Source organism: Luedemannella flava (assembly GCF_039528515.1).
GTDB lineage: Bacteria > Actinomycetota > Actinomycetes > Mycobacteriales > Micromonosporaceae > Luedemannella > Luedemannella flava.
Genome location: NZ_BAAALT010000084.1, coordinates 26858 through 39601, shown reverse-complemented (window position 1 = coordinate 39601; position 12744 = coordinate 26858). Strand labels below are relative to the sequence as shown.

At 71.6% G+C, this 12744-nt stretch carries 11 protein-coding genes; 7 read left to right on the top strand and 4 right to left on the bottom strand.

The features are described from left to right. Nucleotides 1–94: 94 nt before the first annotated feature. The gene (gene nucS / locus ABD211_RS15750) at nucleotides 95–754 is read right to left on the bottom strand and encodes an endonuclease NucS (protein WP_344131569.1); all 660 of its coding nucleotides are present in this window, start codon (nucleotides 752–754) and stop codon (nucleotides 95–97) included. Between the two features lie 76 nt (nucleotides 755–830). On the opposite strand from nucS, the gene ABD211_RS15745 reads away from it, so the two are divergent. Genes ABD211_RS15745 through ABD211_RS15735 form a run of 3 tightly spaced genes read left to right on the top strand, consistent with a single transcriptional unit; the run spans nucleotide 831 to nucleotide 3192 of the window. Beyond that, nucleotides 831–1475 (top strand): DUF4126 domain-containing protein, encoded by a 645-nt coding sequence (locus ABD211_RS15745; RefSeq protein WP_344131566.1) that lies wholly within the window; start codon nucleotides 831–833, stop codon nucleotides 1473–1475. Between the two features lie 53 nt (nucleotides 1476–1528). Further along, on the top strand, nucleotides 1529–2380 hold the full coding sequence (locus ABD211_RS15740) for an ABC transporter ATP-binding protein (RefSeq protein ID WP_344131564.1): 852 nt from the start codon (nucleotides 1529–1531) through the stop codon (nucleotides 2378–2380). Further along, the gene (locus ABD211_RS15735) at nucleotides 2377–3192 is read left to right on the top strand and encodes an ABC transporter permease (RefSeq protein WP_344131561.1); all 816 of its coding nucleotides are present in this window, start codon (nucleotides 2377–2379) and stop codon (nucleotides 3190–3192) included. Before ABD211_RS15740 ends, ABD211_RS15735 begins: the two co-directional genes overlap by 4 nt. A 3-nt stretch (nucleotides 3193–3195) precedes the next feature. On the opposite strand, the gene ABD211_RS15730 is transcribed toward ABD211_RS15735, so the two are convergent. From ABD211_RS15730 to ABD211_RS15720, 3 genes are read right to left on the bottom strand one after another with little or no spacing between them, the layout of a single operon-like run. Continuing rightward, nucleotides 3196–4293 (bottom strand): LacI family DNA-binding transcriptional regulator, encoded by a 1098-nt coding sequence (locus ABD211_RS15730; protein ID WP_344131557.1) that lies wholly within the window; start codon nucleotides 4291–4293, stop codon nucleotides 3196–3198. Nucleotides 4294–4342: 49 nt separating this feature from the next. Continuing rightward, the gene (locus ABD211_RS15725) at nucleotides 4343–5446 is read right to left on the bottom strand and encodes a substrate-binding domain-containing protein (RefSeq protein WP_344131554.1); all 1104 of its coding nucleotides are present in this window, start codon (nucleotides 5444–5446) and stop codon (nucleotides 4343–4345) included. Continuing rightward, nucleotides 5439–7343, bottom strand: coding sequence for a heparinase II/III domain-containing protein (locus tag ABD211_RS15720; RefSeq protein WP_344131551.1), 1905 nt, complete (start codon nucleotides 7341–7343; stop codon nucleotides 5439–5441). The genes ABD211_RS15725 and ABD211_RS15720 overlap by 8 nt, the downstream gene beginning before the upstream one ends. A 351-nt stretch (nucleotides 7344–7694) precedes the next feature. Here ABD211_RS15720 and ABD211_RS15715 point away from each other — a divergent pair, with 351 nt between their 5' ends. The 4 genes from ABD211_RS15715 to ABD211_RS15700 all read left to right on the top strand — a co-directional run bounded on the left by ABD211_RS15715 (nucleotide 7695) and on the right by ABD211_RS15700 (nucleotide 12742). After that, a complete protein-coding gene (locus tag ABD211_RS15715) occupies nucleotides 7695–9614 on the top strand; it encodes a DUF2264 domain-containing protein (RefSeq protein WP_344131549.1) in 1920 nt (639 codons plus the stop codon). A 40-nt stretch (nucleotides 9615–9654) separates the two neighbouring features. Next, a complete protein-coding gene (locus ABD211_RS15710) occupies nucleotides 9655–10956 on the top strand; it encodes an ABC transporter substrate-binding protein (protein ID WP_344131547.1) in 1302 nt (433 codons plus the stop codon). A 62-nt stretch (nucleotides 10957–11018) separates the two neighbouring features. Next, the gene (locus ABD211_RS15705) at nucleotides 11019–11924 is read left to right on the top strand and encodes a carbohydrate ABC transporter permease (RefSeq protein WP_344131545.1); all 906 of its coding nucleotides are present in this window, start codon (nucleotides 11019–11021) and stop codon (nucleotides 11922–11924) included. Further along, the gene (locus tag ABD211_RS15700; protein ID WP_344131543.1) at nucleotides 11924–12742 is read left to right on the top strand and encodes a carbohydrate ABC transporter permease; all 819 of its coding nucleotides are present in this window, start codon (nucleotides 11924–11926) and stop codon (nucleotides 12740–12742) included. Before ABD211_RS15705 ends, ABD211_RS15700 begins: the two co-directional genes overlap by 1 nt. The last annotated feature ends 2 nt before the right edge of the window (nucleotides 12743–12744 follow it).

Sequence of the window (12744 nt, the reverse complement as noted above, 5' to 3'; positions counted from 1 at the left end):
TTTGAACTGATCGATTAGCGGGGACATCTCGGAAAAGTGCGATCGGCGTGCGAACACGCAACCGCATCCCACGCGTGCCGGCGGAGGGCGCGGGTTAGAAGAGGGTGAGGTCGTCGCGGGTGATGCCGCGGAGGGCGTCGTAGTCGACGACGACGCAGCGGATGCCGCGGTCCGTCGCCAGGACGCGGGCCTGGGGCTTGATCTCCTGGGCGGCGAAGATGCCGGTCACGGGGGCGATCAGCGGGTCGCGGGCCAGCAGGTCCAGGTAGCGGGTGAGCTGCTCGACGCCGTCGATGTCGCCGCGCCGCTTCACCTCGACGGCGACGTGCGCGCCGGTCGCGTCGCGGCACAGCAGGTCGACGGGGCCGATCGCGGTCATGTGCTCGCGGCGCACGAGGGTGAAGCCGACGCCCAGCGCCGACGGGGACGCGGCCAGCAGCTCCTGCAGGTGCGCCTCCACGCCGTCCTTGCGCAGGCCCGGGTCGACGCCCAGCTCGTGGGTGGTGTCGTGGAGGATCTCGTCGAGGGTGATACGCAGCTCCTCGCCGGCCTTGTTCACCACCCGCCACACGCCCGGCGCCTCTTCGAGACGGCAGGGCGGGCTCATCCAGTTCAGCGGCTTGTACGCCTTGTCGTCGGCGTGGATCGAGATCGAGCCGTCGGCCTTGACCATGAGCAGCCGCGTGGCGAGGGGAAGATGCGCGGTGAGTCGTCCGACATAGTCCACCGAGCACCGAGCGATAACCAGACGCACCGCAGCAGCCTACGCGAGCCGTCCCGCGTCGTTACGCGCCTGGGCACGATTTGCGAGCAAGTGTCATGCTTACCGGGTGCTGGAGACTTTGACGGGGATCGGTCTGGCGACCTCGGCCGGACTGAACGCGTACATCCCCCTGCTCGCCGTCGGCCTCCTCGGTCGCTACACCAACCTGATCAGCCTGCCCGGCTCGTGGAACTGGCTGGAGAACGGCTGGGTGCTGAGCATCCTGACGGTCCTGCTGCTCATCGAGTTCGTCGCCGACAAGATCCCCGTGGTTGACCACGTCAACGACGTGATCCAGACGGTGGTCCGGCCCACCGCGGGCGGCCTGGCCTTCGGGGCCGCGTCGGGGGCGCAGACGGTCACCGTGGACAACCCGGACACGTTCTTCTCGGGCAACCAGTGGGTGCCGATCGTCGCCGGCATCGTCATCTCGCTCGTCGTGCACAGCGCCAAGGCCGCGATCCGGCCGGTCGTGAACGTGTCGACGGGCGGGGTCGGCGCGCCGGTGGTGAGCACCGCCGAGGACGTGGCGAGCGCCTCGCTGTCGCTGGTCGCGATCCTGCTGCCCGTACTCGTGATTGTGTTCATTGTTGGATTTTTCTGGTTTTTCTGGGTCATGTTCCGCAAGCTGCGGCGGTGGCGGGCCGAACGGAAGACGCGGAAAACCAAGGACCGCGACCTGGACCCGACACTGGTGCTACCGCCGCGGTAACGAAGTCGAGGGTGCCGGCGATTCTGTCGGCGGGATTCGACATAGTGGACCCCATGAGTTCTGAGGCCGCCATCGAGGTGGTGGGGCTGCGCAAGGCCTACGGCGACCACCAGGCAGTCGCCGGGGTCGACCTGCGGGTCGACAAGGGCGAGGTGTTCGCGCTGCTCGGCCCGAACGGCGCCGGCAAGACCACCACGGTGGAGATCCTTGAGGGCTACCGCAGGCGCGACGCCGGCGAGGTGAGCGTCCTCGGCGTCGACCCGGCGAAGGCCGACGCCGCCTGGCGCGCCCGCATCGGCATCGTGCTGCAGAGCACCAACCAGTTCGACAACCTCAGGGTCGGCGAGGTCGTGCGGCTGTTCGCGGGTTACTACCCGGACGCCGAGGACCCGGCCGTCGTTGTCGAGCGGGTCGGCCTGACGGCCAAGGCCGGCGCGGCGGTGCACACGCTCTCCGGCGGCCAGCGCCGCCGCCTCGATGTGGCGCTCGGCATCATCGGCCGCCCCGAGCTGCTCTTCCTCGACGAGCCGACGACCGGGTTCGACCCGCAGGCGCGCCGCGAGTTCTGGGGGCTGGTCCGCAACCTGGCCGCCGCCGGCACGACGATCCTGCTCACCACCCACTACCTGGACGAGGCGGAGGAGCTCGCCGACCGGGTCGGCGTCATCACCGCGGGTCAGGTGGTCGAGGTCGCGACGCCGGCCGAGCTGGGCGGGCGGTCCCAGGCGGCCGCGACGGTGTCGTGGGTGGAGCCCGACGGGCCGAGGTCCGCGCAGACCGACACCCCCACAGCCTTCGTACGTCAGCTCGTGTCGCGGTTCGGCGGCGCGGAGATCCCGGGGCTGAGCGTCACCCGGCCCACCCTGGAGGAGATCTACCTGAAGATGATCGGCGAGGAACGATGACCGAGATCACCGCCGCCCGGCCGGGCCTGCTCACGCTGGGCCTGCGGCAGGGGCGCTCGGAGCTCACGCGGTTCCTGCGCAGCCGCGAGGCCGTCGTGTTCACGATGCTGTTCCCGGTTCTGATGATCGTCATCTTCGGTTCGATCTTCACGTGGGAGATCTACCCGGGCGTCCAGTTCTCCCAGTACTTCGTGGTCGGCATGATCGGCGCGGGCCTCATGGCGACGGGCTTCCAGAACCTCGCCATCCAGATCCCCAGCGAGCGTGACCGGGGCGAGCTGAAGCGGCTGCGCGGCACCCCCATGCCGCCCGCGGTCTACTTCATCGGCAAGGTGCTCATGGTCCTGGCGGTCGCCGCGGCGGAGACCGTCCTGCTGCTGGTCTTCGCGGTCGCGTTCTACGGCGTGACCCTGCCGACCGAGGTGACGAAGTGGCTCACCTTCGCCTGGGTGAGCCTGCTCGGGGTCGCCTCCTGCACGCTGTGCGGCGTCGCGTTCTCGTCCGTGGCCCGCACGGCGCGCAGTGCCCCGGCCGTGGCCACCCCGATCGCGCTCGTGCTGCAGTTCATCTCGGGCGTGTTCATCAAGTTCACCCAGCTGCCGGACTGGATGCAGCAGATCGCCGCACTGTTCCCGCTGAAGTGGATCTGTCAGGGCCTGCGCTCGGTCTTCCTCCCGGCGGGCATGGCCGCCGAGGAGCCGGCCGGCTCGTGGGAGCTCGACCGGGTCGCGATGGTCCTGGTCGCCTGGTGCCTCCTCGGCCTGGTCCTGTGCCTGACCACCTTCCGCTGGACGACGAAGCGCGACGGCTGAGAATCAAAATCGAACATTTCGGGTACGCCCCAGCGACGACGCGCGCACGACCAGCTCGGGCGCGACGAGCACCCGCTGCGCGGGCCGCCGGTTGCCGTCGAGCAGGCGCGACACCATGAGTTCCACGGCGAGCCGCCCGACGTGGCTCTTCGGCGGCCGCACGGCCGTCAGCGCCGGGTCGGCCAGCTGCGCGACCTCGTCGTCGTACGACACGACGGCCAGGTCGTCCGGGATGACCACGCCGTGCTCCGCGCAGTACTGCGCGACCGACAGCGCGTCCGGGTCGCTGTGCACGATCAGCGCCGTGATGCCGCCGCGCCGGCAGTCGGCGAGGATGCCGGCGATGATCTCCCGATGGCCGGGCCGGTCCAGCGCCACGGACTCGCGCACCACCAGGGTGTCGGACATGCCGAGGTCGGCGGCCGCCGTGTGCCAGCCCTGCAGCAGGTGCGCCGAGGTGGGGCTGCCCCGCGACAGGACGAGCCCGATGCGCCGGTGGCCCTGCCGCCGCAGGTGATGGACGGCGATCTCCATGCCGAGCGCGTGGTCGCTGCGCACCCATTCCAGGGCCGTCGGCGTCCACCGCCGCGGCTGCCGCTCGACCAGGATCACGGGTACGGGCAGCTGGCCGATCCAGTCGAGCAGCTCGTCCGACCGTTCGCCGTCCACGCTGGGTGCGAGCAGCAGGCCCTGCACCTGGCCGTCGTCGACGAGCCGGCCGATCTGCCGGCGATCCTCGTCCGGGTCGTAGCTCGACCCGCGCAGCTGGACGTTCACCCCGAGCGCCGCCGCCGCGGCCCGGGCGCCGGCCACGATCGGCGGCCAGTAGAAGTCCAGCGACGGCACCACCATGCCGATGGTGAACCGGGTCGTGGCGCGGCGCGGCCGGTGCGCGGCGCCGGCCTGCAGCGGCAGGGTCGCCCCGCCGTGCACCTTGGCCACGAGGCCACGCTCGGCGAGGGCCGCGATGTCGCGGCGGATGGTCAGCTCACTGACCCCTAGCTCGCGGGCCAGGTCGCGCACCCGCACGGCGCCCTGCCCACGCAGTTCCGCCAGCAGGCGCTCCTGCCGCTGGGTACTGAACAGCCGCCCTGCCGTCACGAGACGCCCCACCCGGACCGAATATCGACGGACGCAGATGTTACCGCAGCTAGGCGCGCGGTGGTGCCGTCGACTCCCGGATGCGCAGCGCCGGGCTGATCACGACCCGGTGCGCGGGCCGGTCCGGGTCCGCCAACCGGTCGGCGACGAGGCGGACGGCGGCCCGGCCGATCGAGCGCCGGGGCGGCCGCACGGCCGTGAGCGGCGGCGTGAACAGGCCCGCGACCTCGTCGTCGTACGCCACGACGGACAGGTCACCGGGCACCGCCAGGTGGCGTTCCTCGCAGTGCTGGACGAGGGCGACGGCCTCCGGGTCCGCGTGGACCAGCAGCGCCGTCGTCCCGGTGGCCTGGCACCGGTCGAGGACGTCGTCCAGGGCCGCGTCCCGGTCGGGCGAGCGCGCGTCCGGCAGCAGCGCCTGCACCGTGGCGTCCGGGTCCAGCCCGTACGCCGCCGAGGCCTCCAGCCAGCCCCGACGCAGGTGCGCCCGGTGCGGGCTGTTGCCCGCGAGGACGAGGCCGACCTTGCGGTGGCCGAGGGAGATCAGGTGCCGTACCGCCATCGCGGCGCCGAGCGCGTGGTCGCTCACCACCGACTCCAGCACCGCCTCGTGCTGGCCCGCGACGGCCGTACGCTCCAGCAGCACCACCGGGATGCCGGTGTCGGCGAGCCAGTCGATGGTGCGCCCGGCCGTCGGCGCGTCCAGCCGCGGCGCGATGATCAGGCCGTCGACGCCCATCTTCTCGACGAGGCGGGTCAGCTGCGGCAGCTCGTCCTCGGTCTCGTAGCTCGAGCCGCGCAGGACCACCCGCATGTCCAGCTCCCGGGCGGCCTCCTCGGCGCCCCGGGCCACGTCGGGCCAGTAGTAGTCCAGCGACGGGACGAGCATGCCGAGCGTACGGCCGCTGAGCGAGTCCAGCCCCGTGGCCGGCATCTCCTCGGTGGCGTCGTCTGGCGTGATGAGCGCGACGCCGCCGTGCACGCGCCGCACGAGGCCCTCGGCGGCGAGCTGGGCGATGTCGCGGCGGATCGTGACGGCCGCGGCACCCAGCGCCTCGGTCAGGTCGGAGATCCGCAACGACCCGTCGCGCTGCAGCGCCGCGAGCAGTTGCTGCCGCCGCGCCACTTGAAGTGGTCCCCGGGCCTCACTCATGGATCACCTCCACGGTCAGCGTCAGCGTGCCGACCGCTCCGATCGACGTGACATCGATCTCCAGTCGGGTGAGTCGATCACCCCATACGTCGACGAGCATGGGGTCGTCGAGCACCCGTACCGTCACCGTGCCGGGCGCCGACGCGGGTTCCCAGATCAGGGCCACGCGGCCGGCCCCTTCCAGGGCCGTAACCTCGGCGCGACCCTCGTGGAGGCGCACCTCGCCGGCGATCAGCCAGCGAAGCGTAGTCGGCTCCTCCACTGTGGCCGGTGCCAGCTCCCACACGTCGGTGACCACGACACATCCACGTGCCCGGTCGAGGCGCGCGGTGCGTCGCCAGGTGCCCACGTCGGTGAGCGGGTAGGCGGCCGCGAGATCCAGCGTGAGGCCCGCGCCGTCGTCGATGACCGCCACGTCGCGCGCCGCGAACCGCCGTCCCGGCGCCTGCGTCGTGCCCCGGATCCCGGGCACGTTGTGCCAGTCGCTGCGCATCGTCCAGATCCCGTACCGGTCCGGCCCGAAGGTCCGGGCCGTGTACGTCGGTCGGCCGGCGTCGACCAGCACCGGCACCCCGCCGAGGGCGACGACGACGCTGCCGACGTCGTTGTGGTTGTGGTGCTCGCCGTTGTGGCCGCCCTTGACGGCCAGCGTCAGCCCGGCCGCGTCGCCGTCCGCGACCCGGGCCACCAGCACCTCGGTGGATCCGAACCACACGTCGCGCGGCAGCGGCGACGTGCCCGACGCGGTGGCCCAATCCGGGTCGGTCAGCGCGCGCAGCATCCGACCGAGGCCCAGGTGCTCGTCGGCCAGCGGCGCGTCCGGGTCGCGCTGGGCGGCGGCGTGCGCCGCGGCGTCGGCGTCGCCGACCCGCCGGGCCGCCCGGTGCAGCGCGTGCCACGGATCGCCGGAGGGCGGCCGGGCCCAGCCATCGGCCAGGTTCAGATACCACGGCCCGCCCAGGTGCACGCGGTGCGGGAACGCGACGGTCGCGCGCAGCGCCTCACCCGGCACGCCGCCGAGGACCCCGTCGGTGGCATGGGTCAGCACGTCGAGCGCCTCCAGCGCCCGGCAGGCCCCGTTCCACCAGTACGAGTAGCCCTCGTCGATCGCGCCGTCGGCGGGCAGCGAGGCGACGTAACGGTCGAGGCCCTCGACGGCCAGGTCGACCAGACGCGCGCGCCGCCCCGGGTGCTCGACCAGGCGCAGGGCCGCGACCAGGACATTGCCGTGGATCCACGCGGTCCAGTTGTGGGCGTTGCCGTCGAGGCCGAGCCAGTGCCAGTCGCGGCGCCGCTCGAACGGCGTCAGGACGCGCACGTCGACCTCGTGCCGGATGCGGGCGCGCACGCCGGGCGCGTACCCGTCGAACTGCTCGCCGAGCAGGTGGTCGAGCCAGGCCAGCTCAGCCGCCACGTGGCCGGCGCCGAGGTCGAGGTAGGGGTCGGTCACGGTCGGCACGACCGCGCCGTGCGCCGTGCGGGTGTCGTCGTGGGCGGGCCAGCACCAGGTGCTCTGCTCGCACAGCAGCATCGCGCCGTCGATGGCCTCGTCCAGCCAGGCCGGGTCGAGCGTGACGGCGGCGAGCACGGCCGCGCGGGTGAACCGCCGCTGCCGCGCCCAGAGCAGCTGCTCGTACGTGTCCCGGTCGCCGTCGCGGAAGTACCGCGCGTACTGGTGGGCGAGCGGCTGCGGCCACGGTTGCGACCGGTCGGCCTCGGCCCGCGCCCGCAGCACGCGCAGCGTCGGGGCGTGCGCGTCGGCCCAGACGTCGCGTTCCAGCGCGGTCGGCACGGGCAGGGACCGCTCCGGCGGGAGCAGGATCCCGGCGAGCTTCGCGGCGTCGAGGCCCGGCCAGGCCGCCGCGAGCGGGCCGGTGAAGCGGTCGGTGGACGGCATCGGGGTCCTTCAACGATCGTCAGATCGAGCGTGAACGGTTGCGACCGTATCAGATCGTTTTCCGTCGTGGGAGCCCTCAAAATCGCGGCTGGACCCAGCCTCGCGTCACGGCCGGCGTGACGTCCGGCTCCCGTACTCCCGGATCTGATCGTATTGACATCGTCGGTGATAACACAATGACCTGCAGAGATAGATCTATGCGAGAGCTGATGTGAGCGTTTTTGTCGAACGTGGTCGTCTCGGTTTGATAACGGCATTGACTTGCTCTGTTGTGAGCGTTTTACTTCGGAAACTCGGCCGTTGCGTAGCCGACACAATCGCTCCTCCGCTCCCCCTCGATCGGAGTCGACCATGGATACGAGCGCGCGCTGGGACCGCCGGGACTGGGTGGCGCTCGCCGACCGGTTGCTCGCCGCCGCGCGCCCGTTCGCGTCGCCCGGCCACGCCCGCGTCACGTTCCCCGGCCCCGAGGGCGGCTACGGGCGCGCGGTCGACGGCCTGGAGGGGTTCGCCCGCACGTTCCTGCTGGCCGGGTTCCGCATCGCCGGCGCGCGCGGCGAGGGCGTCGACGAGCTCGCCGACTGGTACGCCCAGGGCATCGTCACCGGCACCGACCCCGACTCGCCCGAGCGCTGGGTCCGCCTCGACGAGCACGGCCAGGCGAAGGTCGAGGCCGCCTCCCTCGCGCTGATCCTCGACCTGACCCGCCCCTGGATCTGGGACCGGCTCCCGGCCACCGCCCAGGAGCGCGTGGTGGAGTACCTGTCCCCCGCGGTCGGCGACGACACCTACCCGCGCATCAACTGGGTGTGGTTCCGGCTGGTCGTGCAGACGTTCCTGCGCTCGGTCGGCGGGCCGCACTCGCTCACCGAGATGGCCGAGGACCTCGCCACCCACGACACGTTCGCCCGCGCCGACGGCTGGCTCGCCGACGGCGCCGAGCGCGCCTACGACCACTACGTCGGCTGGGCCCTGCACCTGTACCCGACGCTGTGGGCGCGCATGGCCGGCGCGGCCGACCTCGCCGCCGACCGGCGTGGGCGCGACGTCGCCGCGCTCGACCGGTTCCTGCGCGACGCGGTCGCCCTCGTCGGGGCCGACGGGTCGCCGCTCATCCAGGGCCGCAGCCTCATCTACCGGTTCGCGGCCGCCGCGCCGTTCTGGGTCGGGGCGATGGCGGGGGTGCCGTCGGTCGCGCCCGGGCAGCTGCGCCGCGCGGCCACCGGCATCGTGCGCCACTTCGTCGACCACGGCGCCCCGGACGAGCGCGGCCTGCTCACCCTCGGCTGGCACGCGCCGTGGCCCCGGCTGGCCCAGGCGTACTCCGGGCCCGGCTCGCCGTACTGGGCGGCCAAGGGGATGCTCGGCATCGCGCTGCCGGCCGACCATCCGGTGTGGACGGCCGACGAGATGCCGCTGCCGGTCGAGGCGGGCGACTCGGTCCGCGCGGTGCGCGCCCCGGGCTGGCTCGTGTCCGGCACCCGCGCCGACGGCATCGTGCGCGTCATCAACCACGGCACCGACCACGCGGAGGCGGGCGCCCGGGTCGGCGACTCCCCCCTGTACGCCCGCCTGGGGTACTCGACCGCGACCTGCCCGGTCCTCGACGAGAGCGGCTGGACCACGCCGCTGGACCAGTCCGTGACCCTGGTCGACGCGGCGGGCCGCGCCACCCACCGGGCCGGGATGTTCACGTTCACAGCGGAGGTCGTCGATGGCGTTGGGGTCGCCGGGTCCCGGACGCTGGCCCACTGGGTCGAGCCGTACCCGGGCCAGCGCGACCACGGCAGCGGGCGCGCGGGCGCCGTGACGCCGGCCGGCCACCTCACGGTGTACTCCCTGGTCCGTGGTCCCTGGGAGGTCCGCCTCGCGCGCGTCGACGACCTCGCGGACGGCCTCGCATGGCGCCTGGACCCGGCCGGGCTGCGGCTACGCATCGGCGGCTGGGCCGCGGGGCCCGGGCTGACCAGCCGGCTCGCCAGCCTCCACGGCGCCGCCACCGACGGCGCCACCACCTTCCCCGACGGCGGCCCGCTGGCCGGCCCGCTGGTGGTGCCGTGGCTGGACTACGCGACCCGCGTCGGGCAGTGGGTCGCCTGCCTCATCGAGCTTTCCGGGGGCACCACGCCGCCGGATCGGCGGAACTGCCGGGCCGACCTCGACGACGACGCGCACGGCCTGCGCGTGGACGTCGACTGGCCCGACGGCGTCAGGACCGCCACCCGCCTCGCATCGCACCTCCCCGGGCGCGCCGCCTGGGCGACCCGTTAGCAGCGCGGGCCCCACAGGCCCCAAACCCGAAGGAGAAAGGATGAAACGCGCCTTCCCCGCCATGATCAGCATCGCGACGGCGGTCACGCTCGTCCTCGCCGGTTGCGGCGGCGAGGACGAGACGACCGACCCGAACGCCCCGGTGAAGATCACTCTGGCGGGCTGGAGCCTGTCGACGACACCGGAGTTCAAGACTCTCGCCGACGGCTTCCACGCGGCCAACCCCAACGTGACGGTCGAGCTCAAAGAATACGACGCCGCCAACTACGACACCCAGATGACCGCTGACCTGGCCGCCGGCACGGCGCCCGAGGTCTACGTGCTGAAGAACCTCAAGAACTTCTACACGTACCAGTCCGGCGGTCAGCTCGTGGACGTCTCCGACATCGCGTCGGGCCTCGGCACCCTTCCCGGGCTGAAAACGTACCAGGTCGACGGCAAGACGTTCGCGGTCCCGTACCGGCAGGACTCCTGGGTCCTGTACTACAACAAGGACCTGTTCGACAAGGCGAAGGTCGCCGTGCCGGACGGCAGCTGGACCTGGGACGAGTACGCGACGGCGGCGAAGAGCCTCACCGCCGGGCTCAAGGCGGCCGGCTCCACCGCCACGGGCGTCTACCAGCACGGCTGGCAGTCGACCGTGCAGGGCCTGGCGCTGGCGCAGACGCCGGGCGCGGACCTGCTGGGGGGCGACTTCAGCTACCTCAAGCCGTACTACCAGCGGGCATTGGACCTGCAGAGCGCCGGGGCGCAGCCGAACTTCGGCACGGTGACCACCAACAAGCTCACCTACCAGGCGCAGTTCGGCAAGCAGCAGTCGGCGATGATGCTCATGGGCACCTGGTACGTGGCGACGCTGCTGAGCCAGCGCAAGACCGGCGACGCCGACAAGTTCACCTGGGGCCTCGCACCGGCGCCGCAGTTCGACAAGTCGACGACCGGCAACGCGGCCACGCCCGTCACCTTCGGTGACCCGACGGGCCTGGGCATCAACCCGAAGGCCGGCAAGGCCAAGCTCGACGCGGCCAAGAAGTTCCTGGCGTACGCCGCGAGCGACGACGCCGCCAAGGCGCTGGCCGGCATCGGCATCACCCCGGCGTCCACCTCCGACGTGGTGACGCAGGCGCTGTTCGGCCTCGACGGGGTGCCGGGCGACGACCTGTCCAAGTTCGCCTTCGCCAAGCACGAGACGAAGCCGGAGAACCCGGTGTCCAAGTACACCGCCGGGCTGCAGAACATCCTCGGCGAGCTGCACTCGGCGGTCATGTCGGGCAGCAAGGGCGTCGACGACGCCGTCACGGCGGCGCAGACCCGCGCCAAGAACGAGGTCCTCAACCAGTGACGCGACGCCGTCCGGCGGGTCCAGGAGGCCCGCCGGACGGCGCGATGCCCTTGGAGAGTCGCATGACAACGTTGCCGCGGACGCGGCGCAGGCACCGCCGGCTGGTGTGGCGCAACACGGTGGCGGGATGGACGTTCATCCTGCCGAACTTCCTCGGCTTCGCCGTCCTCACGCTCGTCCCGGTCGTGGCGCTGTTCTACCTGGCGTTCACCAACTGGAACGTGTTCGGCGTCGCCGAGTGGACCGGCACGGCCAACTTCACGCGCCTGTGGCACGACGCGAGCTTCTGGACCGCGTTCTGGAACACCGTCTACTACTCGGCCCTGCACATCCCGCTCACCATGGGGGCGTCGCTGGGCCTCGCGCTGCTGCTCAACCGGCGGCTGCGCGGGGTGGCGTTCTTCCGGACCGTCGCGTTCTTCCCGTACATCACCGCGATCGTCGCGATCGCCGCCGTCTGGAACATGCTCTTCAGCCCCGAGTACGGCCCGATCAACGGCCTGCTGCGGGCCATCGGCGTGGACCACCCGCCCGGCTGGACGACGTCGGCGGACTGGTCCATGCCGGCCGTCATCGTCGTCGGGGTCTGGCGCGAGATGGGCTACTACATGCTGCTGTTCCTCGCCGGCCTGCAGACCATCCCGGCGCAGCTCTACGAGGCCGCGACGATCGACGGCGCGAACGTCTGGCAGCGGTTCCGGCGGATCACGCTGCCGTCGCTGCGGCACACCACGTTCTTCGTCACGGTGATGCTCACCATCGGCAGCTTCAAGGTCTTCGACCTGATCCTGCTGCTCACCGAGGGCGGGCCGGGCCAGTCGACGCTCGTGCTGTCGCAGTACATCTACCAGAAGGGCTTCCATGAGAACCAGTTCGGCTACGCGTCGGCGGTCTCCATCGTGCTCTTCGCGGTCTGCTTCCTCATCACCGTCGTCCAGTTCCTGGTCAACAAGCGGAGGGACGCCTGATGGCCCGTGGTTGGCGCGTCGCCGGCTACGCCGGTCTCATCGCGGCGGCGGTCGCGCTGCTGCTGCCGTTCTACTGGATGGTGATGTCGTCGTTGAAGCACAACAACGACGTGTTCACGATCCCGATCCAGTGGCTGCCCGACCCGGTGGTGTGGCGCAACTACGTCGATATCTGGAACAAGTCGGATATGACGACGTGGCTGGGCAACACGCTGCTGCTGTCGGTGGCGGTCACGGCCCTGCAGGTGTTCACCGGCAGCTTCGCCGCGTACGGCTTCGCCCGCGTCCGCTTCCCCGGCCGCGACGTGCTGTTCCTCGCCTACATCGGGACGATCGCCGTGCCCTGGCAGTCGTACATGATCCCGCAGTTCATCCTCATGTCGAAGCTGCACCTGTCGGACACGCTCTGGTCGATCATCGCGCTGCAGGCGTTCGGCGCGTTCGGCGTGTTCCTCATGAAGCAGTTCTACGAGACCGTCCCCGAGGAGCTCAGCGAGTCGGCGCGGATGGACGGGCTGAGCGAGTTCGGCATCTACCGCCGGGTCATGCTGCCGCTGTCGCGCCCGGCCCTGGCGAGCCTGACCCTGCTCACGTTCGTCACCACCTGGAACGACTACCTCGGCCCGCTGATCTACCTGCGCAGCCCGGACCTGCGCACGATCCAGCTGGGGCTGCGGACCTTCATCTCGCAGTACAACGCCGAGACCGCCCTGATCATGACGGGCTCGGTGCTGTCCGTGCTGCCGATCGCGGTCATCTTCCTGCTCGGGCAGCGGTACTTCGTCGAGGGCATCGCCACCACCGGACTGAAGGGCTGAGT

Excerpts from the sequence above, each read along its gene's own strand:
- ABD211_RS15715 (WP_344131549.1), top strand. The coding sequence starts at position 7,695 with ATGGATACGAGCGCGCGCTGGGACCGCCGGGACTGGGTGGCGCTCGCC.
- ABD211_RS15735 (WP_344131561.1), top strand. The coding sequence starts at position 2,377 with ATGACCGAGATCACCGCCGCCCGGCCGGGCCTGCTCACGCTGGGCCTG.
- ABD211_RS15740 (WP_344131564.1), top strand. The coding sequence starts at position 1,529 with ATGAGTTCTGAGGCCGCCATCGAGGTGGTGGGGCTGCGCAAGGCCTAC.
- ABD211_RS15705 (WP_344131545.1), top strand. The coding sequence starts at position 11,019 with ATGACAACGTTGCCGCGGACGCGGCGCAGGCACCGCCGGCTGGTGTGG.
- ABD211_RS15700 (WP_344131543.1), top strand. The coding sequence starts at position 11,924 with ATGGCCCGTGGTTGGCGCGTCGCCGGCTACGCCGGTCTCATCGCGGCG.
- ABD211_RS15710 (WP_344131547.1), top strand. The coding sequence starts at position 9,655 with ATGAAACGCGCCTTCCCCGCCATGATCAGCATCGCGACGGCGGTCACG.
- ABD211_RS15720 (WP_344131551.1), bottom strand. The coding sequence starts at position 7,343 with ATGCCGTCCACCGACCGCTTCACCGGCCCGCTCGCGGCGGCCTGGCCG.
- ABD211_RS15725 (WP_344131554.1), bottom strand. The coding sequence starts at position 5,446 with ATGAGTGAGGCCCGGGGACCACTTCAAGTGGCGCGGCGGCAGCAACTG.